At 70.4% G+C, this 26,293-nt stretch carries 20 protein-coding genes; 13 read left to right on the top strand and 7 right to left on the bottom strand.

Translation table 11 applies throughout. From position 1 onward, the window contains the following. Window positions 1-227 precede the first annotated feature (227 nt). The gene (locus AB0J90_RS11465; protein WP_363594702.1) at window positions 228-791 is read right to left on the bottom strand and encodes a general stress protein; all 564 of its coding nucleotides are present in this window, start codon (window positions 789-791) and stop codon (window positions 228-230) included. A gap of 249 nt (window positions 792-1,040) precedes the next feature. On the opposite strand from AB0J90_RS11465, the gene AB0J90_RS11460 reads away from it, so the two are divergent. Both AB0J90_RS11460 and AB0J90_RS11455 read left to right on the top strand, forming a co-directional pair. Further along, window positions 1,041-2,351 (top strand): D-arabinono-1,4-lactone oxidase, encoded by a 1,311-nt coding sequence (locus tag AB0J90_RS11460; RefSeq protein WP_363594700.1) that lies wholly within the window; start codon window positions 1,041-1,043, stop codon window positions 2,349-2,351. A gap of 202 nt (window positions 2,352-2,553) precedes the next feature. Continuing rightward, window positions 2,554-3,756: a monooxygenase gene (locus AB0J90_RS11455; RefSeq protein WP_363594698.1), complete on the top strand. Its 1,203-nt coding sequence runs from the start codon at window positions 2,554-2,556 to the stop codon at window positions 3,754-3,756. A 69-nt stretch (window positions 3,757-3,825) separates the two neighbouring features. Here the strand turns inward: AB0J90_RS11455 and AB0J90_RS11450 are convergent, their stop codons facing one another. Together AB0J90_RS11450 and AB0J90_RS11445 are read right to left on the bottom strand one after the other, a co-directional pair. Next, the gene (locus AB0J90_RS11450) at window positions 3,826-5,508 is read right to left on the bottom strand and encodes a CocE/NonD family hydrolase (protein WP_363594696.1); all 1,683 of its coding nucleotides are present in this window, start codon (window positions 5,506-5,508) and stop codon (window positions 3,826-3,828) included. Window positions 5,509-5,752: 244 nt separating this feature from the next. Further along, entirely contained in the window at window positions 5,753-6,781 is a 1,029-nt protein-coding gene (locus AB0J90_RS11445; RefSeq protein WP_363594694.1) for a LacI family DNA-binding transcriptional regulator, read from the bottom strand. A gap of 206 nt (window positions 6,782-6,987) precedes the next feature. Here AB0J90_RS11445 and AB0J90_RS11440 point away from each other — a divergent pair, with 206 nt between their 5' ends. The 8 genes from AB0J90_RS11440 (at window position 6,988) to AB0J90_RS11405 (ending at window position 17,373) form a co-directional block, all read left to right on the top strand. Continuing rightward, the gene (locus AB0J90_RS11440) at window positions 6,988-8,253 is read left to right on the top strand and encodes an extracellular solute-binding protein (RefSeq protein ID WP_363594692.1); all 1,266 of its coding nucleotides are present in this window, start codon (window positions 6,988-6,990) and stop codon (window positions 8,251-8,253) included. Between the two features lie 84 nt (window positions 8,254-8,337). Further along, window positions 8,338-9,246, top strand: coding sequence for a sugar ABC transporter permease (locus AB0J90_RS11435; protein ID WP_363594690.1), 909 nt, complete (start codon window positions 8,338-8,340; stop codon window positions 9,244-9,246). After that, complete coding sequence (locus tag AB0J90_RS11430; RefSeq protein WP_363594688.1) at window positions 9,243-10,079, top strand: carbohydrate ABC transporter permease; 837 nt, start codon at window positions 9,243-9,245, stop codon at window positions 10,077-10,079. The genes AB0J90_RS11435 and AB0J90_RS11430 overlap by 4 nt, the downstream gene beginning before the upstream one ends. After that, window positions 10,076-12,766 (top strand): hypothetical protein, encoded by a 2,691-nt coding sequence (locus AB0J90_RS11425; RefSeq protein ID WP_363594686.1) that lies wholly within the window; start codon window positions 10,076-10,078, stop codon window positions 12,764-12,766. Before AB0J90_RS11430 ends, AB0J90_RS11425 begins: the two co-directional genes overlap by 4 nt. A 79-nt stretch (window positions 12,767-12,845) precedes the next feature. Then, the gene (locus AB0J90_RS11420) at window positions 12,846-15,629 is read left to right on the top strand and encodes a discoidin domain-containing protein (RefSeq protein WP_363594684.1); all 2,784 of its coding nucleotides are present in this window, start codon (window positions 12,846-12,848) and stop codon (window positions 15,627-15,629) included. 153 nt (window positions 15,630-15,782) lie between these two features. Continuing rightward, the gene (locus AB0J90_RS11415) at window positions 15,783-16,553 is read left to right on the top strand and encodes a DUF427 domain-containing protein (RefSeq protein WP_363594682.1); all 771 of its coding nucleotides are present in this window, start codon (window positions 15,783-15,785) and stop codon (window positions 16,551-16,553) included. A gap of 75 nt (window positions 16,554-16,628) precedes the next feature. Continuing rightward, complete coding sequence (locus AB0J90_RS11410) at window positions 16,629-17,027, top strand: hypothetical protein (protein WP_363594680.1); 399 nt, start codon at window positions 16,629-16,631, stop codon at window positions 17,025-17,027. 94 nt (window positions 17,028-17,121) lie between these two features. Further along, complete coding sequence (locus tag AB0J90_RS11405; protein ID WP_326557905.1) at window positions 17,122-17,373, top strand: hypothetical protein; 252 nt, start codon at window positions 17,122-17,124, stop codon at window positions 17,371-17,373. A 124-nt stretch (window positions 17,374-17,497) separates the two neighbouring features. Here AB0J90_RS11405 and AB0J90_RS11400 read toward each other — a convergent pair whose 3' ends face one another. Both AB0J90_RS11400 and AB0J90_RS11395 read right to left on the bottom strand, forming a co-directional pair. Next, entirely contained in the window at window positions 17,498-18,964 is a 1,467-nt protein-coding gene (locus tag AB0J90_RS11400) for an SDR family NAD(P)-dependent oxidoreductase (RefSeq protein ID WP_363594678.1), read from the bottom strand. A gap of 77 nt (window positions 18,965-19,041) precedes the next feature. Beyond that, complete coding sequence (locus AB0J90_RS11395) at window positions 19,042-19,611, bottom strand: XRE family transcriptional regulator (RefSeq protein ID WP_363594676.1); 570 nt, start codon at window positions 19,609-19,611, stop codon at window positions 19,042-19,044. Window positions 19,612-19,735: 124 nt separating this feature from the next. On the opposite strand from AB0J90_RS11395, the gene AB0J90_RS11390 reads away from it, so the two are divergent. After that, entirely contained in the window at window positions 19,736-21,082 is a 1,347-nt protein-coding gene (locus AB0J90_RS11390) for a benzoate/H(+) symporter BenE family transporter (protein ID WP_363594674.1), read from the top strand. Here the strand turns inward: AB0J90_RS11390 and AB0J90_RS11385 are convergent. Beyond that, window positions 21,069-21,992 carry a serine hydrolase gene (locus AB0J90_RS11385; RefSeq protein WP_363594673.1) on the bottom strand — a complete coding sequence of 308 codons (924 nt, stop codon included), beginning with the start codon at window positions 21,990-21,992 and terminating at the stop codon, window positions 21,069-21,071. The genes AB0J90_RS11390 and AB0J90_RS11385 overlap by 14 nt on opposite strands. A 304-nt stretch (window positions 21,993-22,296) precedes the next feature. Here AB0J90_RS11385 and AB0J90_RS11380 point away from each other — a divergent pair, with 304 nt between their 5' ends. Both AB0J90_RS11380 and AB0J90_RS11375 read left to right on the top strand, forming a co-directional pair. After that, window positions 22,297-22,908: a phosphoribosylanthranilate isomerase gene (locus AB0J90_RS11380; RefSeq protein ID WP_363594672.1), complete on the top strand. Its 612-nt coding sequence runs from the start codon at window positions 22,297-22,299 to the stop codon at window positions 22,906-22,908. 29 nt (window positions 22,909-22,937) lie between these two features. Beyond that, window positions 22,938-23,672: an HD domain-containing protein gene (locus AB0J90_RS11375; RefSeq protein WP_363594670.1), complete on the top strand. Its 735-nt coding sequence runs from the start codon at window positions 22,938-22,940 to the stop codon at window positions 23,670-23,672. A gap of 67 nt (window positions 23,673-23,739) precedes the next feature. Here the strand turns inward: AB0J90_RS11375 and AB0J90_RS11370 are convergent, their stop codons facing one another. Then, on the bottom strand, window positions 23,740-26,181 hold the full coding sequence (locus AB0J90_RS11370; RefSeq protein WP_363594668.1) for a M14 family zinc carboxypeptidase: 2,442 nt from the start codon (window positions 26,179-26,181) through the stop codon (window positions 23,740-23,742). Window positions 26,182-26,293 lie beyond the last annotated feature (112 nt).

The raw sequence follows: 26,293 nt of genomic DNA, 5'->3' as shown, positions 1-26,293 counted from the left end.
GGGTTGCCTCTCGAAATGCTCGCAGGTGGCGGTCAGGGCGCTCCCGATATTTCCCAAATCACTATGAACCACCTGACACGCACAAAACCACGCAACACGACAATTAGCGGCGCGGGATTCCGAGCCGGGGAGCGGCCCGGCAGGCGTACCCCGTCGGACACGAAGGGGCCGCGCGACCGGAACGGTCACGCGGCCCCTGGTGGTGTCGGGCGTACGGGTGGTGCGGGCTAGCTGGCCGAGCCGGACTCACTGGAACGCCAGTTCAGCCGGACGATGAGCTGCCGTGCCTCCTCGGCGTGCTCCGCGTCGACCGCGATGCCGTACTGCTCGGCCTGCAGCGAACTGCGCGAGGTGAAGTCACGCCGGCCACGGGTCATGGCGTGCGCGCTCGCGCCGAAGATCGCGCCCCAGACCGCACCGATGAGCACGGAGGCGATCAGCACGCCGAGCCAGCCCGAGCTGCTGAAGATGCCGAACAGCAGCCCGATGAACAGGCCGAACCAGGCGCCGCTGGCCGCACCGGCCGACGCCGCACGACCGGTGGTCAGCCGGCCGATGACGTTCTCCACCAGCCGCAGGCCGGTGCCGACGATCGCGGTGTGCTGGACCGGGAAGCCGCTGTCGGACAGGTAGTCGACGGCACGCTGGGCCGAGGCGTAGTCGGGGTACGTCGCCACGGTCACCGTGGGCGCCGCCAGCTCGGGTACGGCACCGCCGGCCGCGGGCAGCACCGGCTTGCCGGCGGGTCCGGCTGGCAGGTCGCCGGCGCCGGGGGTCGAGGGTGTGGTCATCATTGCCTTCTTTCGAGGGATGGCGATCAGGTCGTACGTGGTCGGCGGCGTCGGCGGGTGTGGCCGGCGCCCCCGGACGTGCCGGTCTCGCCCCGGCCGTCCGGTCCGCCCGGTGATCGTGTCACCGACCACCTTGGCGCGCATCTACCCGCGCGGCAATCTTGGTACGGTGTGCCGCCGCGCCCCTGGCGGCACACGCCGGCTCCACCTCGGCGGGGCCGGTCCACCGCGCGCAGACAGGACCCGCCGATGACGCCCGCACCGACAACCGGACCGACGCCCGCCCCCGCCAGCGGTCCCCGGACCAACTGGGCCGGCAACATCACCTTCGGCGCCCGGCGTTTCCACCGCCCGTCCTCGATCGCCGAGCTGCGGCGGATCGTCGCCGGCAGCGAACGGGTACGCGCGCTCGGCACCGCCCACTCGTTCAACCGGATCGCGGACACCCCGGGTGACCTCGTCTCGGTCGCCGGTTTACCGGAGCGGGTGGAGATCGATCCGGAGCGGCGCACCGTCACGGTCAGCGCCGGCATGCGCTACGGCGAGCTGGCCGAACGCCTGTACGCCGAGGGTTGGGCCCTGCACAACCTCGGTTCGCTGCCGCACATCTCGGTCGCCGGGGCGTGCGCCACCGGGACCCACGGCTCCGGCGAGCGCAACGGCGGCCTGGCCACCGCGGTCTCCGCGATGGAACTGGTCACGGCCGACGGTGAACTGGTCACGGTGAGCCGCAGCGCCGACGGCGCGGACTTTCCCGGCATGGTGGTGGGGTTGGGCGCGCTCGGCATCGTCACCGCGCTGACCCTGGCCGTCGAGCCGACCTACGACCTGCGCCAGTACGTCTACCGGGACCTGCCCGGGGAGCAGCTACGGGAGCACATCGACGAGATCCTCGGCGGCGGATACAGCGTCAGCCTGTTCACCGACTGGACCGGCGACGGGATCAACCAGGTCTGGCGCAAGCTCCGGGTCGACGGGCCCGACGCGGCGACCGTACCGGAGGTCTGGCACGGGGCGACCCTGGCCGAGGAACCCCTGCACCCGGTGCCGGGCATGTCCGCGGTGAACTGCACCGAGCAACTGGGCGTACCCGGTCCGTGGCACGCGCGGCTGCCGCATTTCCGATTGGAGTTCACCCCGAGTAGCGGGGAGGAGTTGCAGTCGGAGTACCTGGTGCCCCGGTCCGAGGCCCGGTCCGCACTGGACGCCCTGGCCACGATCCGGCACCTGATCGCACCGGTGTTGCAGATCTCGGAGATCCGTACGATCGCCGCCGACGACCTGTGGCTGAGCCCGAGCTACCGGCGGGAGAGCGTGGCGATCCACTTCACCTGGGTCAAGGACACCCCGGCGGTGACCCCGGTGTTGGCCGCGATCGAGCAGGCGCTGGCGCCGTACGCGGCCCGACCGCACTGGGGCAAGCTCTTCGGCACCGGCCCCGAGGCGCTGCGGAACCGCTACGAACGCTTCGACGACTTCCGCCGGCTGCGCGATCGGTACGACCCCAGCGGGAAGTTCCACAACGAACTGACGGCCCGGTACTTCCCCTCGGACCTATAACACGGATCAATACGCGGGAAAAACTCGCTTTTATCCTCTGTTTTGTCTGATGTACGACATCGAAAGTGTCGTCGGAGATTCCCTTAATGTCCGCCCGGTACGCTGGCGCCCGGTCACAGAGCGATATTGCCCGCTCACAGCGGGTGGTGCCTGATCCGTTTGGGTTCACCGGACGGATTCCCCAGCCCGACCGGAGGCAGCCATGGAAATCGTCCGACCTGTCCAGCGCTCCCTCGGCACAGCCGCCTTACTCAGTGCCGTACTCCTGCTGATCACGTCCTGTTCGCTGAGCCCCGGGCCCGGCGAAGCCGGCGCCGGCAGCCCGTCACCCAGCGGTGCGGGCCACGGCGGGCACGACAGCCGCTTCGACCCACCGGCACCGGCGCCGCTGCGCGACGGTGAGCGTTTCGTCAACCTGTCCATGCCTCAGCCGTACACACCCGCGGCACCGAACGGCGGCACCGACGAGTACCGCTGCTTCCTGGTCGACCCGGGACTGACCCATCAGGCCTTCCTGACCGGCAGCCAGTTCCTGCCCCAGAACACCGAACTCGTCCACCACGCGATCTTCTTCCGGGTGGGCGCGGAGAGCGCCAAGCAGGCCCGCGAGCTGGACGCCAGTACGCCCGGCGAGGGCTGGACCTGCTTCGGCAACAGCGGCATCGGCGACGACCTGGCCTGGGTGGCCCACTGGGCTCCCGGCGCGAACGAGACCCTGCTCGCACCCGACCTCGGCTACCCGATGACACCCGGCAGCCAACTCGTCATGCAGGTCCACTACAACCTGCTCGGCGCGCAGGCCGGTGCGGTCGGCTCCGACCGGTCCGCGATCCGGCTACGACTCACCGACGGCGGGGCCAACTTCGTGCCGCTGACCACCATGGTCGTCTCGGCACCGGTCGAACTGCCGTGCGCCGACGGCGAGTCCGGGCCGCTCTGCGAACGCGAGGCCGCCGTAGCCGACGTCACCGCCCGGTTCGGCGACACGGCCAAGGCGACGGTCGAGGAACTCAACAAATACTGCAACGGCGGCCGGGCTCCGGTCGCCGGGGCCACCCAACGCTGCGACCAGGAGATCCACCAGCCCGCCACCCTGTACGCACTCGCCGGGCACATGCACCTGCTCGGCCGATCGATCAAGGTGGAACTGAACCCGGACACCCCGCAGGCGCGTACGTTGCTCGACATCCCCGCGTACGACTTCGACTCGCAGGCGATCCAGCCACTGCTCGCCCCGGTGGCGGTGAAGGCGGGCGACCGGTACCGGGTGACCTGTACGCACGACGCGAACCTCCGGCGCCAGATACCCCAGTTGCAGCCGCTGCCGCCGCGTTACGTGGTCTGGGGCGAGGGCACCAGCGACGAGATGTGCGTCGGCATCATCGTCACCTCCATGCCCGCGTAGTCACCCGGTCCACCCCGCAGGTCACCGTGCCCGAGTCGGCTGCACCCGGCTCGGGCACGGGTACGCCACTCAGCTCGGGTCCACCGGCGGTACCACCGGCAGGATGATCCGGGACGGTCGCACGGCGTCGTGGTAGACGGCCTGTTCCGCGACCACCATCGTGGTTCCGGTACCGCCATTGTTCAGGTTGCGGTCCCAGCGGGGGAAGTTGCTCGACGTGACCTGAACCCGTAGCCGGTGACCGCGCCGGAAGACGTGCCCGATCGACCACAGGTCGACCTCGTGCTCCACCGCCTCTCCCGGCGTGGCCCGGACCCGGACTATGCCGTCGGTGAGGTTGCGGGAGACACCGTCCGGGTCGACGTCGCAGAGCCGGGCCACCCAGTCGGTGCCCGGCGCGCTCGACCCGGCGAACAGTGCCATCCGGACCCGCCCGGTCACCTCCATGTCGTCGGCGAGCGGAGCGCCGGTGTAGACCAGCACATCCGCCCGCCGCTCGATCCGGTCCTGGTCGAACGGGCCGGGCGGATACTCACCGGCCATCAGGATCTGACCACCGTGGGTACGCACCGGGTCGGCGGGGTCGTAGCGGAAGGTGTCGGGTGCGGCGTCCGGTGCGGGTGGTTCGGCCTGGAGGGTTCCGCCCGGGGCGAGGTACAGCGGCGTGTCCACCGCTCGGGCCAGCGGCCACTGCGGCTCGTCGCGCCACCGGTTGACGCCCGTGATGAACAGCCGCACCGGCTGTTCCGGCTGAGCGGTCGCGGCCGGGCGATCCGGCCGCAACCACCGGTCCAGCCAGTCGAGCTGCAAGTCGGTCAGGGTGGTCCGCAGGTCGAGGCTGCGCTCGCTGGCGGCCAGGCCGAAGTTGACCTCGCCCTGCTGGTGACCGCCCTGGCTGCGGTGCGACCATGGTCCGACGAGCAACCGGGCGGGTCGACCGGCGGCGGCCATCGCGGCGTAGTTGTCCAGGGTGCCCTGGAGGAAGACGTCGTACCAGCCGCCGATGTTGAGCGTGGGCAGGTCGATCTGGTCGTACTTGTCGGACACCCGGCAGGAGGCCACCGCCTCCGGGTCGGACAGCGCCCGCTGGTAGCCGAGGTCGGGGACCTCGTGCCGGGCGAAGGCCGGGAACGCGTCGGCGGGCAGTTCCCAGTAGCCGCCGTCGGCCAGCGAGTCGAGTTCGGCCACCAGCGCGACCAGCCGTCGGTCACGTTCCCCGGGTGCGTCCTGGAACCTGCGGCCGAGCTGGTTCGCCCCCTGTTGCAGCGACCAGTTGCCGCCGAGCCCGAGTTCGATCGCCCCGCCCCGGCCGAACAGCCCGTCGAACGGCTCCGACCAGGTGAAGGCGGGTGCGATGGCGGTTAGCTCCGGTGGCTTGCCGGCCGCCGCCATCCACTGCACGTTGCCCAGGTAGCTGGGGCCGTACATGCCGACGAGGCCGTTGGCGCCGGGCAGGGTCGCGGCCCAGCGTACGGAGTCGTACCCGTCGGCCTGCTCGTGTCGCAGCGGCTCCCACTCCCCCTCGGACCGGTACCGGCCGCGGGTGTCCTGGATGACCACCAGGTAGCCGCGACGGACCGCGGCGAGCGGGTTGAGGCCGGCGAAGATGCCCGGATCCTGCTTGTTGTAGGGCGTCCGGACCAGCAGCACCGGCCACGGACCGCCCTGCGCCGGCCGGAAGACGTCGGCGCGCAGCACGGTGCCGTCGCGCATCTCGGCGGTTACGTCGAACTCGATCCGCACGTCTTCCATGGATCCGTCCCTTCCGGAGGTACGGGTCCGGGGCGGGCGGCGACCGCGCGAGTCCGGACCGCGAGAATAACGTTATCTAGAACCCGTCCCGAGACACCTGCGCCATCGGATCGCGCGCCTGTGGTCCGCCGACGTCCCCGACCGGCTCCGACCACCTGTACGAGGGCGTCACCGGGGTTTTCGGGTCGGGGCACGGCGCCAGCCTACGACCCGGTTCTCCACCTCCGCGGGGGCCCCGCTGCGGCTACGGGCGCAGCTCGCCGGAACCGCGCGGGATCAGCTCCACCGGCACGGTCACGCTCTGTACCGGCCGGGCCGGGTCGGCGGACCGGGCCAGGAGCAGCTCTATCGCGGTCCGCCCGATCGCGGCGCTGTCCTGCGCGACCACGGTGAGCGCCGGGCGGAGCAGGTCGGCCAAGAGGAAGTCGTCGAAGCCGACGAGGGCGAGCCGGCCGGCGTCGGCACCGAGGCACCGGAGCACCTCCACCGTGGCGGTGGCGTTGCCGGTGATGAGCGCGGTCGCCGGTGCCGGGCCGCCGAGGGCGGTCTCCAGCGCGGCGGCGATCCGGGCCGGTTCGAGCGCTCCGGGGTGCACCATGCCGTCGAGCGGGCCGCCGTGCGCCGTGACGCAGGCCCGGAACGCGGCGGCCCGTTCCCGGCCGGTGAAGATCCGTTCGTGGTCGCCGATGTAGGCGATCCGCTGGTGGCCGTGCTGGACCAGGTGACGGAAGGCCAGGCCGATGCCGCCGGCGTTGTCCGAGAGCACGGTGTCGGCGGCCAGACCGCCGGTCGGCCGGTCCACCGCGACCAGGGGCATCCCGGCCGCCACCTCCGCGGCCAGGTACTGGTGGTTGACGCTGATCGGTTCGAGGATGATGCCGTCCACCCGGCGGCGACACATGGACATGACCGCCTCGCGTTCGCGCTGTTCCTCGTCCTCGGTCGACATCGCCAGCACGGTGAGCTGGGCAGCCCGCGCCGCCTGGTCGACCGCGCTGAGCACCGGGTGGGCGTCGGCCAGGTTGCGCACTGCCGCACCGATGGTCCCGCTGACCCCGCGACGCAACTGCTGGGCCCGCTCGTCGGGCTCGTAGTCGAGCGCGGTGATGGCCGCGCGGATCCGGCTGACCAGGTGTGGGCCGACGGTCGGGTCACCGTTGACCACCCGCGAGACGGTACGCAGCGCGACCCCGGCCTCCCGTGCCACGTCCCGCATGGTCGGCCGCTTGCGGCGGTGGTGCCCGGCGGTGTCCTGCGCCATACGCTCAGTCATCGCCGTGATTCTCCCTCTCGCCCTGCGGACCGCGGCGCCGCACCTGCTCAGTTTCGATCAGAGCAACAGTCTTGACACGCCCCGGAAACTTCCTATCCTCGGGATAACGTTATCCCACCCCGCCACCCTGGCACCCTCCCGGGGGTCTGCCCCGCGAGCCAGCCTGGTACTCCAGCACCCCCACCTTGATCGCCAGGAGGACCTCCTTGATACGCAAGCCCCTGTTGGCGGCGTGCCTCATCGGCGCGCTCGCCCTCACCACCGCCTGCTCCGACAGCGACAGCGGCGGTGGCGAGAGCACGTTGACCTACCTGACGTTCGAGACGCCCAGCCTCACGTCCACCTTCTGGAACGACTCGATCGCCTCCGCGCAGCAGCAGGCACCCGGCGTGAAGATCAATCGGATCACCTCGCCGAACACCGACCGGGACGCGTACGCCAAGCAGCTCCAGGCCTCCGGCCAGTTCCCCGACCTGCTGCAGTCGATCACCCCGGCGAACTTCGTCGGCGCCGGCCTGCTCCAGCCGTACGACCAGACCTGGGTGAACGCCAACTTCCTGCTGCCCGAGGGCAACGCGCTCAAGGGCAAGGTCTACATCCCACCGACCAACTCCCAGGTCATCCCCCAGGTCTTCTACAACAAGGAACTCTTCACCAAGGCAGGGGTGCAGCCGCCGAAGACCTGGGCCGAGTTCCTGACCGTCTGCGACAAGCTCAAGGCCGCCGGCATCAACCCGATCGAGCTCGGCGGCGGCGACCCGTTCGCGGCCGGCATGCCGCTGGTCGGCATCATCAGCGCCGACGTGCTGGGCAAGAACCCCAACTGGCTCCAGGAGCGGTACGCGGGCAAGGTGAAGTTCACCGACGACAACGTCGTGACCGCGGTGAACAAGTACCGCACCCTGGTCGGCAACGGTTACTTCGACAAGGGCGCGCTCGGCGTGAAGTACGCCGACTCGATCACCCGGTTCACCGGCGGCAAGTCCGCCATGTACCCGATGGGTAGCTGGTTCCTCGGCTCAGTGCCGAAGGAGACGGCGGACAACTTCGGCGTCTTCCCGTGGCCGACCGACGACGGCTCACTGGTCATCCCGTTCACCGTCGGCGGCTCGATGGCGATCAGCGCCAAGAGCAGGGACATCCCCGGTGCCACCAAGTTCGCCCAGGCCTGGTCGCTGGACCCGAAGAACCTCAAGGCCCTGATCGAGGGCGACGGCGCCTTCCCGATGCTCAAGGACAAGACCCTGGACGACTACGGGGTGACCGTGACCCAGGTGTTCGAGGACTCGTACAAGTACGTCACCGACCAGAACACCAAGGTCAGCTCGATCAGCTGGGCCACCAACGACGACGCCCTGCCGCCGGGGGTCAACAACGACTTCTACGCCGCCAGCCAGGCGCTGTTCACCAGCTCCGACGTCAAGGGCGAGCTCGCCAAGCTCGACAAGGCCTGGGACACCGCGACCAAGTAGCCGCCCGACCATCCCTCACCGGCAACCGGACCAACCGGGTCGGGGTCCCCACCGGACCCCGACCCGGGCTAAGGAAGTGACATCTTGACTCGGACGAGTCGAGCACCCAGGCGCGGCGGAGTACGCAGGGAGAACCGCGGACTGTTCGCCATCGCCGCGGTCGCGTTCGGACTGTACGTCTGCTTTCTCGTACTGCCCCTCCTGCTCAGCCTGCGCAGCAGTTTCACCAACGAGAACCCGCTGCGGGCCACGAGCAGCTTCGTGGGCCTGGACAACTACCGCGAGGCGGTCGGGGACACCCAACTGCGGGCCAGTCTGGTCTTCACCCTCATCCTGGCCGTCGGCGTGACCGTCGCGGCGAACGCCGTCGGCGTGCTGTTCGCCATGATGCTCAACCGGACCACCCTGAGCTACCGGGTGATGCGTACGGTCGCGTTCCTGCCGCAGGTGCTCTCCGGTGTGATCGTCGGCTTCGTGTGGCAGACCATCCTGACCCAGGACGGGCTGCTGAACCACGTCCTGCAACGGCTTGGGCTGATCGACGAACCGTTCGCCTGGCTGGGCAGCCCGAATGCCGCGCTGTTCTCCATCGGGGTGGTCGTCGCCTGGATCCTCACCGGCTTCACCACCGTGGTCTACCTCGCCGCACTGCAGAACATCCCGTTGGAACTGCACGACATGGCCGCCCTGGACGGGGTCAACCGCCGGCAGCGGTTCACCCGGGTCATCTGGCCGATGATCGCGCCCGGAACCACCATCAGCGTCACCATCTCGCTGATCACCGTGCTGAAGCTCTACGACGTGATCGCCGTACTGACCGGCGGCGGTCCGGCCAACTCCACCCAGTCCACCGCGCTCTACATCGTGCAGCTCGCCTTCACCTCCGACCGGTTCGGCTACGCCTCCTCGGTCGCGATGGTGCTGCTCCTGCTCTCCGCGGTGATCGCGCTGTCGGTGACCAACGTGCTGCGCCGCCGAGAGGTGAACCTGTGACCGCCATCCGCCGGCTGCGACCCCGGGTACGCGTGATCGTCGCCGCCGCCGTCATCCTGGTCTTCGTCGCGCCGATCTACCTGATGATCGTCAACGCGTTCAAGGCCCAGCCGGACATCCTGAGCAGCCCGGTGTCGCTACCGATCCCGCCGACCATCGACAACCTGAGCACCGCGCTCGGGCGGCCGGACAACCTGATCCAGCTGGGTCTGCGCAACTCGCTGGTCACCGTCGTCTGCTCGGTGGTGCTGCTGATCCCGCTCGCCGCCGCCTTCAGCTTCTACCTGTCCCGGCGCCGGACCAGGGCCCGGGCGCTGGTGCTGACCGCGCTCGCCGCGGGCCTGATGGTGCCGCCGCAGGTGATCCTGCTGCCCACCATCAAGATCCTCACCTGGGTCGGACTCGACCACAGCTACCCCGGCCTGATCCTGTCCAACCTCGGCGGCGGTTACCTCTCCTTCGCCGTCTTCGTCTACGTCGGCTTCATGCGCTCGGTGCCCGAAGAGGTCATCCAGGCGGCCCGGCTCGACGGGGCCGGCGGGGTACGGATCTGGTGGCAGATCGTGATGCCCCTGGTCCGGCCGGCGACCGCGACGGTGGCGATCTTCTCGTCGCTGTGGATCTGGAACGACTTCCTGAACCCGCTGTTCATTCTCGGCCCGCTGCAGGGTCAGACCATCACCACCGGCCTGTACCTGACGATTGGACAGTATTCCGTGGACTACGGGCAGTTGTTCGGCATCATGTTCCTCGCCGCGATCGTCCCGGTACTGGGTTACCTGGCCGTGCAGAAGCAGTTCATCGCCGGACTGACCGCGGGGTCGACCAAGTGACCACCACCGCGCAACCCGCCCGTCGCGTACGGGACGACAGCACGCTGCCGGTGGGCGTACCCGACCTGGACGAGGTGGCCGGCGAGTGGGTCGACGCGAGCGAACTCGCCCACCTGCCGTCGCTGCGCAACCAGCGCGGGCAGGGGCACGTCAACCATGACCTGACCTCACTGTCCTGGTTGGCCGCGCCGCCGTACTCGTTCGGCTACCACACCGGGGTGCTGCGGGTGGACGGTGTGGTGCCGGACGCCCAGCGCTTCCGGTGGAAGCCGTGGGGGGTGCAGCGGGAGCACCGGGGCGAACGGGTGTCCGTACGCACCGACACCCGGATGGCGCTCTCGCGTGACCTGCTGCTCTGGCGGGTGGAGGTCACCAACGAGCGGGACTCGGCGGCCACGTACACGGTCAGCCAGGACCTGTTCGCCCTGCTCACGGCGACCGAGGTGGGCTGGGGCTGGCTCTACGACGTGCCCTGGACCAACGGCGACTACCACGACTTCATCACGCTGGAGCGGATCCGGGACACCACGCGCCCGACCCGGGACGGGGCGCCGTACCTGCTCGGCCCCGGCCCCCGGCGGATACGCCTCGGCCGCCCCCGCCTGCCCGGCATCCAGCGCGACGAGGACCGGTCGCCGATGCTCATGCAGTACGAGCTGCCCCGGCACGTCAGCGAGGACACCGTCTACCCGCACCGGAACGCGGCCCGCGGCGGCATCCGCAACCTGCACTGCGGCCCGGCCGACGGCGGTACGGTCTTCGAGTTCGCCGACCCGGTCGAGCTGGACCCGGCCACCCGGGTCGACCTGGACGGCTTCGAACTGCGCGACGGTCTGGTGCTGAGCTTCGACTTCCGCCCGGACACGCTCACCGAGCCCGGTGTGATCCTCACCCACGGCAACCATCCGGACTCGCTCCAACTCGGCATCGACGCCCGAGGGCTCTGGTTCGGCATCTCCGGCGAGGTCGCGCACGCCGACACCCCACTGGTGGCCGGGGCGTGGCACCGGATCTCGGTCCAGCTCACCGACCACCGGGTAACCCTGCTGCTCGACGGCACTCCGGTCGCCGGCACCGGGCACTGGTCACGGTCGCGGCGTTGGCGTACCACCGTTGCCGACGGGGTCGCGATAACCGCCGACCACGAATCGGCCGCGTGGGCGGCGTACGCCTTCTCGACCGCGCCCACCGACCTCACCGAAACCGGCGCGGGGGCGCGGGCGACCTGGTCGCTGACGCTCGCGCCCGGTGAGACCCGCACCCTGGGCGTGGTCTGCGCCTACGGCACCGACCCGGCCGAGGTGGCGGAGGACGCCCGCCGGGCCGCGCGGACCTTCGACGAGACGCTGGACGAGACCGAGTACGGCACGCGCCGGCACTGGCGCAACATGTTCACCCCCGGCAACGGCGACTTCAGCGGGCACCTGCCCACGTTCCGGGCGGAGGACCCGCAACTCGCCCGCGCCTACTACATGGGCGCGCTGCTCGTGCTGTACATGCGCAACCTGACCGCCGGTCCGACCGAACCGGTCTTCCTCACCGGCGGGCCCCGGCTCGGCCCGACCACCACGTTCTACTGGGACCACAGCGAGTGGAGCCGGATGTACGCGCTGCTCGAACCGGTCGGGCTCAGGGCGTGGCTGCTGCGGGCGCTGAGCGGCCCGTACCGGGACTCGTTCGGTTTCGACACCCGGCGCGGCGGCCCGCTGGGCAACGAGTACGCGTCCACCGACCTGTCCCTGTTCCGGCTGGTCGAACACTACGTCTGCGTCACCGGCGATCTGGGATTCCTGGACGAGCGGGCGGGTTCGGCAACCGTCGCGAACCACCTGGAGCGGCTCGCGTACGGCTGGCGGGAGCGACGCCGCGCGGCCACCGGCGGCGTGCTCGCCGACTTCGGCGACGACGCGTGGCGGGTGCTGGAATGCGTACCGAACTACATCAACGTGATCGCCTCCCTCAACGCCGGCTACGTGATGATGATGCGTTCCCTCGCCGGCCTGTTTCGGTTGCGCGACCGACCCGACGACGCGGTACGGGCGCAGGCCGAGGCGGAGACGCTCGCCGCCGCCGTGCTCGACCTGTACGCCGATGGCGGCCGCTGGTCGGTCAGGCACCCGGACCGGACCGACACCATCGGCCACAGCCTCGACTTCGGGCTGGTCGCGGCGGCGCTGCACGCCGAACTCGGCCCGACCCGGCGCCGGGAGATGGTCGAGTTCGTCACCGGCCACCTGCTCACCGGCACCTGGATGCGGGCGCTGGCCAAGGACGACCCGATCGCGGAGAGCTCCGACCGGCCGGACCACGGGGCCGGCGGGGCGTTCGGTGCCTGGCCCGGGGTGACCGCGCACGGGCTCGCCCGGCTCGGCCGTCCCGACCTCGCCATCGGGCTGCTGCGGCTGACGCCGCAGTCGGCCTCCGGGGCGCTGTGGGGGCAGGCGATGGAGATCCTCGACCGGGACCCGACCGACATCCGGGTCCGGGTGGCCGAACGTGGGGTCTCCAACCGCGACTCGATCGCCGGTGCCGCCACCGCCGAGGCGGTGCTGGCCGCCCTGTTCGACTTCGAACCCACCTTCGCCGACCTCGGCACCGATACCACCACCCGCCACCGTCCGGGTGTCGGTGTCCTGTCCAACCTCAACGTCGCGCCGGTCCGATCGCCCGCGGACGCGCAGCCCTAGACCTCCACGGTCCGGCGCTGTTCCGCATTCGGCACCGGTGGACACGGAAGACCCCCGCCCGTCCCAGAAAGGACATTCCGTGACCAGCAAACGACAACAGCGCTACCGCAGGGCCCTCTCCACAGCCCTGCTCGTCACCGTGATCGGCACACTCGTGGTGGCGCCCGCCCAGGCCCAGGCGGCACCACCCACCCCCGAGCAGCAGTGGGCCGAGATCCAGCAGTTGCTGGGCGCTATCAAGGGGCGCTGGACCAACCAGGCGTACAGCGAGTCGGTGTCGCGGACCATGCCGAACACCGCGCTGCTCGGCAACGGCGACCTCGGCGTCACCTCCGGTGGAGGCGACGGCTACAAGACGTTCTACCTGTCCAAGGGGAACTTCTGGGCCGGTAACCCGAACCCGTCGCTGGTGGCGCTGGGCGGGGTGACCATCGCGCCAGTGACCGCCACGCCGTCGGGCAATCTCGCCCTCGGCGCCACCGCCACGGCGACCACCAGCCATCCGAGCTTCCCACCGAGCCGGGCAGTGAACGGACAGTGGGCCGCCGGCTACGAGGGCTGGGTTTCCGACGTCGGCAAACCGCAGACACTCACGCTCGACCTCGGCTCGGCCAGGAACATCGGCCGCTACGTGATCCGGCACGACGGCGCGGCCCGGCCGAACGAGACCGCGAACAACTCGAAGAACTTCGTCGTCCAGGTCGGCAACGGCTCGACCTGGACCACGGTGGACACCGTCACCAACAACACGGCGAGTACCACCGACCGGACCATCACCTCGGTCAGCGCCCGCTACGTCCGGGTCACCCTGAGCGAACCGACCCAGGGTACGACGCCCGACTCGACCACCAACCCGCGTGCCCGGATCGGCCAGTTCGAGCTGTACGCGCCCGGCTCGGCGCCACCCGTACCGGCCGGGCCGTTCCTGGAGGAACAGAACATCCTCACCGGGGAGGTCAACACCTCGATGACCATCGGCGGAGTGCCGGTGTCGATGAAAACCTGGACCGCCGCGAACGACAACATCGTGGTGACCCAGATCCAGTCGCTCGGCTCGACCGCCACCCAGTTGCGGGCACAGACCTGGTCCGGGTCGCAGGACGCCAAGCCCGGCTTCACCAACACCGCCGGGGTCACCGGCAACACCACCTGGGCCAACCGGACCACCCCGAGCGGTTCCCGCTGGGTGTCCCGGGCCGCGCTGGCCACCCGCCTGGTCGGCACCGGCCCGGTCGGTACGCCCACGGTGAGCGGTGCCACCGCGACCCAGGTGTTCAACCTGCAACCGGGCCAGACGATCCAGCTCGTGACCGGGGTCGCCGGTGGCGGGCAGAACCCGGCCGACCCGGCCCCGGCCGCCCGCGGGCTCGTCGACGGGCAGACCGCCGCCAGCCTCGGCACCCTCCACAACCAGCACCTGGACTGGTGGAAGCAGTACTGGCTGCGCTCGTACGTCGACCTGAACGACGAGGTGTTGGAACGGTTCTACTACGGCTCGCAGTACCTGCTCGGCTCGTCCAGCCGGGCCGGCAAGACCGCGCCGGGCCTCTACGGGATCTGGGCCACCACGGACTATCCGATGTTCAACGGCGACATGCACCTCAACTACAACTTCATGGCCAACTTCTACGGCACCTATTCGAGCAACCGGGCCGATCTCGCGCTGCCGTACACGGACCTGCTGCTCGCGTACGTGCCGGAGGCCCGGCGCCGGGCCCAGCAGGACCTGCGGCGGGTCAACCCGACCTACGTCGACAGCCGCTTTCCCAGCGGGGGTGTGCCCAGCGGGCTGCTCTTCCCGGTCGGCATCGCACCGTTCGGCGCGACCGCCGACGACAACTACCACCAGCAGGTGGCGAACTCGCTGTTCGCGGCGTCGCAGTTCATCGCCTACTACGACTACACCCAGGACCGGAACTTCCTGTCCGGCAAGGCGTACCCGTTCCTGAAGGAGGTCGCCGCCTTCTTCACCCACTACCTCGAGTACGACGCGGCCACCCAGCGGTACCGGTTGTACGCCGGACCGCACGAGGGCACCTGGTCGCGTAACCCGAGTCCGGACATCGGCCTGCTGAAGTACCTGTTCTCGGCGCTGGTCGAGGCAAGCGTGACGCTCGGGCTGGACGCCGGTGACCGGGCCACCTGGACCCAGATCCGGGACCGCCTGCCGGCCACACCGACGACGACGTACAACGGCCAGACCGTGTTCGCCCTCGCCGACCCGGGCACGATCACCGGGCCGGACACCCGCAACATCCGGCCCGGCGACAACACGGTGAACCTGGAGTTCATCCACCCCGGCGAGGTGCTGGGTATCAACTCGCCGGCCGCCGACCGGCAGATCGCGATCAACACCTTGAACGCGATGAACTCCTGGGGCCAGGACAACAGCTTCCCGAAGGTCTTCACCCAGGCGGCCCGGGTCGGTTACCCGGCGCAGAGCCTGATCGACCAGCTCAGGAACCAGATCAGCACCAAGATGGTGGCGAACCTGCGGATCCGCGACGGGGTGCACGGCCTGGAGAAGGCGGGCGCGACCGAGGCGGTCAACAACCTGTTGTTGCAGAGCGACGGCGGGGTGCTGCGGTTGTTCCCGGTCTGGCCGACCAACCGGGACGCCAGCTTCGTGAAGCTGCGGGAGAAGGACGCGCTGGTGGTGTCGAGCGCGTTCCAGGCCGGTCGGGTCAGCTACGTCGACATCACCAGCGAGGCCGGCCGGACCGTACGGCTGCAACACCCGTGGCCGGGGCAGACCATCGTGGTGAACCAGGTCGGTGGCGGCACGGTGAGCCACACGGTCAGCGGCAACGTGATCACGTTCGCCACCCAGCCGGGCGGCACGTACCGGATCACCGCGCCCTGACCCGGCGGCACCGGTACGCCCGACGACCGGGCGTACCGGTGCGGTCCGCTCGGTCCGGGCAGCCATCCCCGGTACGCTCAAGCGCCCGCGGACCCTCCGCCCGCGCGGGTATCGTGAGCAGGACATTTGTCGGCGTCCCGAGAACGGCTGGCCGTGCCCGTGCCTGACTACCCGCAGATGATCGTCCCGGTCGACCACATCGAGCCGGTGCCCCGTCGGGTACGCGCGATGCTCGGCGGCCAGGTGGTGCTGGACACCAACCGCGCCCTGTACGTCTGGGAGTGGCCGTACTACCCGCAGTTCTACCTGCCGCAAACTGACGTGCGGGCCGGGCTGCTGGTCGACGAGCAGCGTTCCGAACGGTTGCGCCGGGGCACCGCGCACCGGCACGGGCTGCGCGCCGGCTCGATCTCCCGTCCCGACTCGGCCTGGCTGTACACCGGCGACGTCCTCGCCGGGCTGGACGGTACGGTCCGTTTCGACTGGGACGCCCTCGACTCCTGGTACGAGGAGGACGAGGAGATCTTCGTCCACCCGCGCAACCCGTACACCAGGGTCGACGCGCTGCGCTCGACCCGCACCGTACGGATCGAACTCGACGGCTTGGTGCTGGCCGAGTCGTCGTCGCCGGTGCTGGTCTTCGAGACCGGTCTGCCCACCCGCTACTACCTCAACCGTACCGAGGTGGCCTTCGACCACCTGGTGCCGACGGACACCGTCACCCAGTGCCCGTACAAGGGCAGGACCGGCGGTTACTGGTCGGTGCGGGTGGGCGACACGGTCCACCCCGACCTGGCCTGGGCGTACGACTTCCCGACCCGGCAACTGATCCCGATCGCCGGGCTGATCGCCTTCTACAACGAGAAGGTGGACGTGGTCGTCGACGGCGAGCGGCTCCCCCGCCCGAAGACGCACTTCTCCTGACCGCTCACCTGCCCACCCGACCTCTGGACCCGGTGGCGCAGACTGGTCGGGGTGCGAGGTCGTCGGTGGTCAGGCGTGCCGGGTCGGATCCGGGTCGCGGTCGGGGCCACCGTCGTGGTCTTCGCGTACGGCACGATGGCGCACCTGTTCCAGCTCGCGGCCGGTGGTAGCGACCCGTATCCGGGGCTGCCGGTGTGGTTGAGCGTCTACTTCGTCTCGTTGACCGTGCTCGACCCGCTGGCCGCCGCTCTGTTGGTCGCCCGTCGGGCCGCCGGACTGGTGCTCGGTGGCGCCGTGCTGTTGACCGACGCCGTGGCGAACGCGTACGCCAACTACGTACTCGATCCGGCTCCGGGAGTCACGCCGGGCCGGATCGGCCAAGCCGTGATCACCGTACTCGCGCTCGCCCTGGTGGCCGGGGCACCGCGCATCCGTCCCTGGCTGCGTCCCGATCGAGCTGTTGGTTCGTACTGATAAACACGGATACATCGGAAATAGAATGTCGGAGGCCCGACCGTGCGAGCATGGGGCTGGCGATCACCCGTCGGATACCGGCCATAATGGACGGATGGTCAAATGGGAGTACGCGTTGCTGGTCCGGCGTCGGGTGGGCGAGGGCCGGAGGTTGGATCTGACCTACATCTGGTACGGCCCGGACGGCTCCAGACAGGACGTGTCCGCCTTCGGCGACACCGCGATCTCGCACCTGAACCGGGTCGGCGCGCAGGGGTGGGAGCTGGTCTCGGCGGCCGAGGACATCAACAACCAGGAGAGCACATTCGAGGTGCACCGCTACCACCTCAAGCGCCCCCTCCCCTAACTCCCCACCCCCACTCGCTCGCTCACTCGCTCGTAGCAACCCTGATGTAGAGAAAGAGTGGCTATCCCACGACGGGTAGCCACTCTTTCTCTACATCAGCGCGATGGTGGGATGCGGGGGGGGGTTACCAGGGTGAGGGGGTGTAGTCCTTGAGGAAGCAGCCGTGGAGGTCTTCGCCCAGTTCTCCGCGGACGATCGGGTCGTAGACCCGGGCGGCGCCGTCGACCAGGTCGAGCGGTGCGTGGAAGCCCTCGTCGTGCAGGCGGGCCTTGACCGGGTGAGGGCGTTCGTCGGTGATCCAGCCGGTGTCCACGCTGGTCATCAGGATCCCGTCGGCGAGCATGTCGGCCGCGCTGGTACGGGTCAACATGTTCAACGCGGCCTTGGCCATGTTGGTGTGCGGGTGGCCGGCGCCCTTGTAGCCGCGACCGAACTGCCCCTCCATCGCCGACACGTTCACCACGTACTTGCGCCGCGCGGGTGCTGCGGCCATCACCGGGCGCAGCCGGCTGACCAGCACGAACGGCGCCGTCACGTTGCAGAGCTGCACCTCGAGCAGCTCGACCGGGTCGACCTCGTGCACCCGCCGGGACCAGCTGTTCTCCGCGTCCAGGTCCGGGGCGAGGCCGCCCGCGTCGATCGCGGTCGAGGCGGCGACCCGGTCCAGCGAGGCGGAACCGCTGGTCAGTGCGAGCGCGGTCAGCTCGTGCGGGGCGAGCGAGTGTCGCTGCTGCGGCAGCGCGGCGGTGAGCGCTGCCGTGCCGATGCCGTGGTGGCCGAAGGTGACCAGTTCCGGCAGCGGGCCGGACGGCAGCGGCGCCGACTCGGCGGCGACCAGGTGCGCGTACGAGCCGGGCGAGCGGCGTACGGTCTGCGCCGCGTTGTTGATCAGGATGTCCAGCGTGCCCTGGGCGGTGACAGAGTCGGCCAGCGCGACCACCTGCGCGGGGTCCCGCAGGTCGATCCCGACGATCCGGAGCCGGTGCAGCCACTGGTCGCTGTCCGGCATGGCGGAGAACCGGCGGACCGCGTCGTTCGGGAACCGGGTGGTGATGGTGGTGTGGGCTCCGTCGCGGAGCAGCCGCAGCGCGATGTACATGCCGATCTTGGCCCGGCCGCCGGTGAGCAGCGCCCGCCGCCCGGTCAGGTCGGTACGCGCGTCGCGCCGACTCCGGTTCGTCGCCGCGCACGGCGGGCAGAGCTGGTGGTAGAACGCGTCCACCTCGCGGTAGCGCTCCTTGCAGATGTAACAGGCCCTGGGCCGGCGCAGGGTCCCGGCCAGCGGCGCGTCCGTGGTCGCCGACACCAGCGGCAGGCCCTTGGTCTCGTCGTCGATGCGTCCGGGTGCCCCGGTGGCGGTAGCGGCCGTGACCGCCCGGTCGGCCTCGGTGACCGCGAGTTGGCGCTCCTTGCGGCGGCGTTCCTTCACGCTCTTGAAGACCCGCGCGGTGGCCAGCCGCACCCGCAGCGCGTCCGGATGGTCCACCGGCAGGGTGTCCACCTCGGCGAGCACACGTAGGCAGGTCTCCAGATCCGTCGGATCGATCCCCGCCGGTGCCACACCGACCCCACTCTGCTCACTTACCGTCATGCCGCGCTACCGCTCCGTACCTTGGAATTTTTCACCGATGACCCCGGAACTCTACGCGGGCCCGGGCCCGGACCCGGTCAGGACGGTCCGGGTCGGCGCGGATAGCGGATCAGCAGACTGGCCTGCACCTCGTCCGGGCCGGCGGCGGCGAAGCCGTGCGGCACGTCGGACCGCCACGAGATGTGTTCACCGGGGCCGGCGACCAGCGGCGCGTCCAACGGTCCCGCGCGCAGTACGCCCGCGAAGACGGTGATGTGCTCGGTCACGCCGTCGTGGTGCGCGGGCGAGGTCTGCGCCGGGCCGGGCAGGACCCGCAACCGGAACAGCTCGTACGTGACCGACGCCTCCTCGAACACCTCGAGCAGGGTGGCGACCACCGCCCGCCCGCGTACGACCGGCGGTGACCCGCCCTCGGGGCCCGCCTTGTCGGCGAGCACCGCCGCCAGGGGTACGCCGAGCTGCGCGGTCACCGCGTAGAGCGTCTCCAGGGTCGGGTTGCGGGTGCCGGCCTCGAGCCCGGAGAGCGTCGCCTTGCCGATGCCGGCCTGGCGGGCCAGGGCGGACAGCGACAGGCCCTGCGCCTCGCGGAGTTCGCGCAGCCGGCGTCCCACGCTGGCACCGCCCGGCTCCACCACGGTTGAGTCCATGGCGCTATTCTCCAGATCCCCGAGCGTTCCGTTTACGGAACGCCGGTGAGGGCTGTGGGTGACGCGACGCCGACGTGACGCCGAAGCGCACCGGCAGCATCGAGATCGACGGTGGGAGGCACCGATGAATCGCCTGCTCCAACCCGTCCTGGCCGGTGTGTTGACCGCAGTGGTGGGCTTCGCCAGCACCTTCGCGCTGATCCTCGCCGCCCTCCGGGCGGTCGGCGCCGACGAACGCCAGGCCGCCTCCGGCCTGCTCGCCCTCTGCCTCGCCATGGGCCTGGTCGCGATCTGGCTCGGGGTACGGCACCGGATCCCGATCAGCATCGCCTGGTCCACCCCGGGAGCCGCCCTGCTGGTCTCCACCGGTCCCGTACCGGGCGGGTTCGCCGCGGCGGTCGGCGCGTTCGTCCTCTGCGGTCTGCTCATCACCGCGGCGGGCCTGATTCCGGTGCTGGGCCGGGCGGTCGCCGCCATCCCCGTGCCGGTGGCCAGCGCGATGCTGGCCGGGGTGCTCTTCGACCTCTGCATCGCCCCGGTACGCGCCCTGGTCGAGGTGCCGATGATGGCGGCGCCGGTCGTCGTCACCTGGGCCGTACTCAGCCGGTACGCCCGGCAGTGGGCCGTACCGGCGGCACTCGCGGTGGCCGTGGTCGCGATCGTGTGGACCGCACCGGCCGGTGGGCTGGCCGGCGCGGACCTGCGCCCCACCATCGTGTTCACCACACCCACGTGGACCTGGGCGGCGACGGTCAGCCTGGCCCTGCCGCTGTTCCTGGTCACCATGGCCAGCCAGAACGTGCCCGGAATGGCGGTGCTGGCCGGCTTCGGTTACCGGCCGCCCCTGCGTACGGTCCTGGTCGGTACCGGGCTGGCCAGCACCCTCGCCGCACCGCTGGGCGGGCACGCGGTCAACCTCGCGGCGATCACCGCCGCCCTGGCCGCGGGACCGGACGCACACCCGGACCCGCGTCGGCGGTGGATCGCCTCGGTCACCGCCGGGTCCGGACAGCTCGTACTCGGGCTCGGGTCCGGGTTGGCCACGGCGCTGGTGTTGCTCTCCCCGCCGGTGCTGGTCGAGGCGGTCGCCGGGCTGGCCCTGCTCGGCGCGCTCGGCGCGGCGATCGCGGCGGCGGTCGCCGATCCCGACGGACGCCCGGCCGCCGTGGTGACCTTCCTGGTGACCGCCTCCGGGATCACCGTGCTCGGCCTGGGCGCCGCATTTTGGGGCCTGCTCGCCGGTGGCCTCTTCGCCCTGCTGCACCGCCGCCCGGCCAAGGCACCGACGACGGACCCGGCCAACCCGGCGAAGGACCCGGCTGACCCGGCGAAGGACCCGGCTGACCCGGCGAAGGACCCGGCTGACCCGGCGAAGGCACAGACGACGGACCCGGCCGACCCGGCGACGACGACGGACCCCGCGACCAGCCCCGGCGGCCTGCTGCCCCGGCAGGGGGTCAGGGAATCGTGACGGCCGGTAGTTCGCGCAGTTCGCCGAGGGCGTACTTGACCGCCTTCTCCACCATCGTGGTCCCGTCCTGCAGCTTCACGTGGTTGTCGGAGAGCACGGCGACCAGCCAGTCGTGTCCGGGCTCGACCAGTCGGCCGATGCTGTTTACCTCCCAGCGGTTGCCGTTCGCGTCGTCCGGCACCCAGCCGTTCTTCACGTAGGTCCCGGTGGTCTGCGTGGTGGCCGCGGCGGGAACCCCCCACCGCTGGGTCTTGTCGACCTGGCTCATCAGGTCGAGGATCAGCGCACGGCTGGCCGGTGCGAGCGGGCTGTCGGCGGCGGTGATCGCGGTGAGCAGGCGTACCTGGTCGGCTGCGGTGGTCTTGGTCATGCCCCAGTGCACGTTGGGCGTGGTCTCACTCAGGCCGAGCGTCTGGTTGGCGGCGGTGAGGCCGGCGACCTTGCCGATCTTCTGGTAGAGCGCGGACGCGGCGTCGTTGTCGCTGATCACGATCATCGGACGGGCCCGCTGCCGGTCGGTGGCGGTGAGCTGCTCGCCCTTCGCCTGGGCGCGCAGCAGCAGCGCGGCGAGGATGTCGACCTTGACGATGCTGGCGGTCTGGAACGCGCGGGTGCCGACGGTCAGCTCGGTGCCGGTCACCTGGTCGCGTACGGCCAGCGTGATCCGTTCGCCCAACCCGGCGACGTACGCCTCGATCCGGGTCTGCGCCTCGGCGAACAGGTCCGGGGTGGGGCTCGGGGTCGGGCTGGGGGTGTTCGCGCCCGGCCCGGCCTGACCGGCGGCCTGCGGGAGGCGCAGGACCAACCCGGTGCCGAGCGCTCCCAGACCGGCGGCGGCGAGCGCGGCCGAAGTGATCGCCTGTCGGCGCGACAGGCCGCCGCGCCGTGCCCGGTTTGTTCCAGCTTCCATCGATCTCCCCTATCGCGCCGCTGACCCCTCGGTCAGCGCAGGACGATGACGTGACCGAGGCGGCGGGAAGTTGCATGGCAGGCTCGGATGTCGCGATGGACACAGTCCGAAGGCACTTGCAGCTACAGTTGAGCATTTTTCGGATAAAGCGGAAGATGTACGACTTTCACCTCACCCCTACGGTGTACGACCCGCCGCGTGGGACGCCACGACACGCCGGACGTCGATCCCGGGGCGAGGCACTGCGGCCCCGCCCGCGAGAATGGCGCCGCAGCACTGGCCGGATGTGGAGGGGCGGGATCGGATGTTCGTCAAGGTCTGCGGGCTACGCACCGAGCGGGACGTCGAAGCCGCGGTCCTGGCCGGCGCGGACGCGGTGGGCTTCGTCCTCACCGCGAGCCCCCGACAGGTGACCCCGGCACAGGCGGCCGAACTGGCGCGGCCGGTGCCGGCGGGCGTACTGACCGTCGGGGTGTTCCGGGGCGAACCGGTCGAGGCGGTCCGGGCCGCGGTGGCCGAGTCCGGGGTACGGGCGATCCAACTGCACGGCGACGAGCCGGCCAGCCACTACGCGGCGCTGCGGGACCTCGGCCTGCCGCTGGTCCGGGCCACCTCCCCCGGCGGTCCGGCCGGCCTGCGCTGCGGCGCGCTCGGCGAGGACCTGCTGATCGTGGACTCGCCGCAGCCCGGTTCCGGTGCCGCCTGGGACTGGGACACCCTCGACCGTGACGTACCGGACGGGCACTGGTTGCTTGCCGGTGGCCTGCACCCCGGCAACGTCGCCGCCGCGATCGAGACGCTGCGGCCGTGGGGTGTCGACGTCTCCAGCGGCGTCGAGGTGAGCCGTGGCGTGAAGGACCCGGCGCTGATCCGGGAGTTCCTGGCGGCCACCCGGGCCCGTGTCGAGCAAAGCTGATCTTGCCGGGATCCGATATAAGTAGCGGCATGGAGTTTCCCGCGTACCTCGCCAGCATGCCGATGCACGCGATCACCGAGATCCACGGTGAGGCCGGCCTCCGGGAGAGGTTCCGGCTGGAGATCCAACGATTCGACCCGGCCGACCGAGATCGGCTGACCACCGCCCTCGACCTCGCCAGCGAACTGCACCGCGACGACCGCCGGGTCCGCGAGCCGTACCTGAACCACCTGCTGCGGGTGAGCATCCGGCTGCTGCACCACTACGACGTGGACGACGTGGACGTGGTCGTCGCCGGGCTGCTGCACGACTCGGTGGAGGACCACCCGGCGGAACTGGCCGGCGCCCGCATCGACGCGGCCGGCGACCCGACCGCGGCCGCCCTGGCCGAGTTGGCCCGGCGGTTCGGTGACCGGGTGGCCTGCCTGGTCGCCGCGGTCACCAACCCCGCGTTCAGCCCGGACCGGGACCGGTACGTCCAGTACCGCGAGCACGTCGCGGCCAGCCTGGACCGGGAGCCGTGGGCACGGGTGATCAAGGTGTCGGACTTCACCGACAACGGCGTCGGCGTGATCCACACGGTGGGACCGAAGGTGGCCTCGTCGGCCACCAAATACCGCCCGCTGGTGCCGGTGTTCCGGGAGCTGATCGGCCGCCCGGACACGCCACTGTCGCACCGGGTGAAGCAGCACATCTTCCAACAGCTCGACCTGGCCGAGGAACGCTTCAGCGCGATCCTCGACCAACCGGCACCGAGCGCCTGACGCCCGCCGCGACGCGACGTGGCCGCCGACCCGAGGGTCGGCGGCCACCGCGTACCACCCGGTGGGGCTACTGCTTCGGTACGTAGAGCGTCTGGGTCTTGTAGTTGTTGCGGGTGCCGGTGGGCTGGTAGTTGTTCTCGATGTTGCCCGCGATGTCGACGGCGAACCAGTTCACCGTGGTCTTCGCGTTGATCGTGATCTCCTGCGCGCCCTCACGCATTCCGGCCGAGGTCAGCCGGGTCGAGTTCAGGGTCGGCCGGCTGCCGTCCAGGGTGTAGTAGATGTTCGCCGGCTCGTCGATCTTGAAGCTGAACACCTTCGAGCCGACGCCCTTGTCCCGTACGGTCAGCGTCGACACCGGGTCGGTCTTGTCCGCGGCGTACGCCTGGGCGACCTCCAGGATGGCGATCTGCCCGGCGGCGAACTCCATCGCCTCCTCGTGCCCCTCGGCGAACGGCGGCTGGAAACCGACCGCGTTGAACCGGCCGGTCGCCGGGTCGTACATGTCGGAACCGACCTCGAAGTCCCAGCCGATGATGCCCCGGTTGAACCAGTGCTCGTCGGCGCTGTTACCGGCCGCCGAGTACAGCACGTCCGGCACCGGGCCGGTACGACCCGGCCACACCGCCGTACCCCGGTAGGACTGGACCGCCCTGAGTACGTGCGTGGAGGCGTCCCAGAAGTAGTTCTCGGTGCCGAAGTCCGGCGACGGCAGCAGTTCCCGGCCGGCGGTCTTGTACGCCCCCGGCGGCCACATGAAGTACCCGCCGTACGAGTGGGTGTTCATGGCGAACTTGATGTTCGGGAACTGGTTGGTCAGCCAGACCTCGTTGCGGGCCTCCGGCTCGGACAACTCGGCCGGTCCGGCGAACGTGTCGCCGGTGCAGGTGGTCGAGGCACCGGAGTAACCGTCGAACACCGAACCGACGGAGAAGTTCCGGTTCAGGTCGACGCCCCACGAGTTGCGCCGGCCCGGGTCGGAGTTGGTCTCCGTGCAGTGGTTGGTCATGTTCCGGCGCTGCGAGTTGAAGTCGTAGAAGCTGTAGTGCGCGCCGTCCGGGTTGGCCACCGGCAGGATGAAGATGTCCAGGCCGTCGACCAGCTTGCGGGTCTGTTCGTTGGTGGCGTAGTTGCGCAGCAGGCGTTCTGCGGTCTCCACGCAGGTGATCGGGGTGACCCACTCGCGGGCGTGCTCCTGGCAGTAGAGGAAGACACCCACCTTCGAGCCGTCCCGCTTCTTGCCGATCCGCAGCGCCTTCATCTGGAACGGGTCACGCGAGACGTACGCCGGCGCCTTGAGGCCGTCGGTCAGCGTCGCGGCCGGCGCGGCCGCGACCAGCCCGGCCCCGGCGTTGCCCCGGTAGGTGGCGGCGGTGAGCAGTGCGGACACGGCGGTGTCCGCGTTGAGCGCGTCGACCACCTGCTTGGCCGTGCTGCTGACCGCGGCCGAACCGTCGGTGGCCAGGTTGACCACGACGTTGCGACCGGTCACCACGACACCGAGCGGCGCCGAGGCGGCCTGCGGCTTCACCAGCGCGACGGTCAGGCCGTTGCCGCCCTCGGAGCCGTACGCCTTGGAGCTGACGTAGAGCGTGCTCGCCGCATCGGTGCCGAACTGCGCCTGCGCCGCACGGCGGTAGCCGTTGGTCAGGTTCGGGAGGTCGATCACCTCGGCGATCTTCGGGAACTCCCGGCCCAGCGTGGTGATCCGGTTGTTGATCTCGGTCGGGTCCATGTAGTGGTCGACGAAGTCCGAGAGGTAGTGCTTGCTCGGTGCCTTGACCTTCGCACCCAGCCACTTCTTCACCGGCACGGTGACGGTGCCGCCCCGGTTGCTGGTGATGGTCGCCGTGGCCGGTGCGTCGGTGACCGGGATCGGGGTGTTGAACCGGTGGTACATGTACTGCCCGGCGTCGGTGAACCGGGACATGGTCGCCGTACCGCCGGAGCCGGCCGGGGTCCCCTTGCCCTTGTCCCAGGTGACGGTGAGGCTCGTCTGGGCGTCGATCGCGCTCGACTTCACCTCGATCGAGATGAACCGCTGGTCGTCGATGCTGGTGAACCACTCCGCGCGCAGCGGGGTGAGCTTGTCGACCTCGTCCGCGTCGACCGCCGCGGCGGCGATGGCAGCCTGCCGCTCGGCCTTGTTCTCCGCGAAGTCGGTCTGGTCCGAGATCGCGTCGCGTACGTCGAAGCCCAGCTCGCGAAGCTGCTGGGTCTCCTCCGGACTGAGTACGGCGTGCACCTCGAGGCCGTCGTCCACCGGCTTCTTGTATTCGGCGAGGTCGACGCCCAGGTCGTTGAGCCGGTCGAGGTCGGCCTGACCGGGCACGACGACGCGCATCAGCGCGACGCCGTTCTGCTCCGTGCTGGACTGCCGGTCGGGCACGACCTGCCCGTCCGGCTGGGACTGTTGGGCGCCGACCGGGCCGGCGCTGAGCGCGAGGGCGACCGGTAGGGCGAGCAGGGCCGCCATCCGGCCCACCCTGCTCGGGTGGGAACTCCTCATCTGAGGTCCTCCAAAAGCGAGCGTGTTCGGGCCGGGTACGGGCTTCGACCCGGCGCCACACGTAAGTGCGGGCGTCAGTCTTTGCCCCTTACGGATCTTCGTCAATACCGGC

It is taken from the genome of Micromonospora sp. NPDC049523 (assembly GCF_040676775.1).
Classification (GTDB): domain Bacteria; phylum Actinomycetota; class Actinomycetes; order Mycobacteriales; family Micromonosporaceae; genus Micromonospora_G.
Note: the sequence above shows the minus strand (reverse complement) of the source record. Positions and strands in the feature narration are given on the sequence as shown.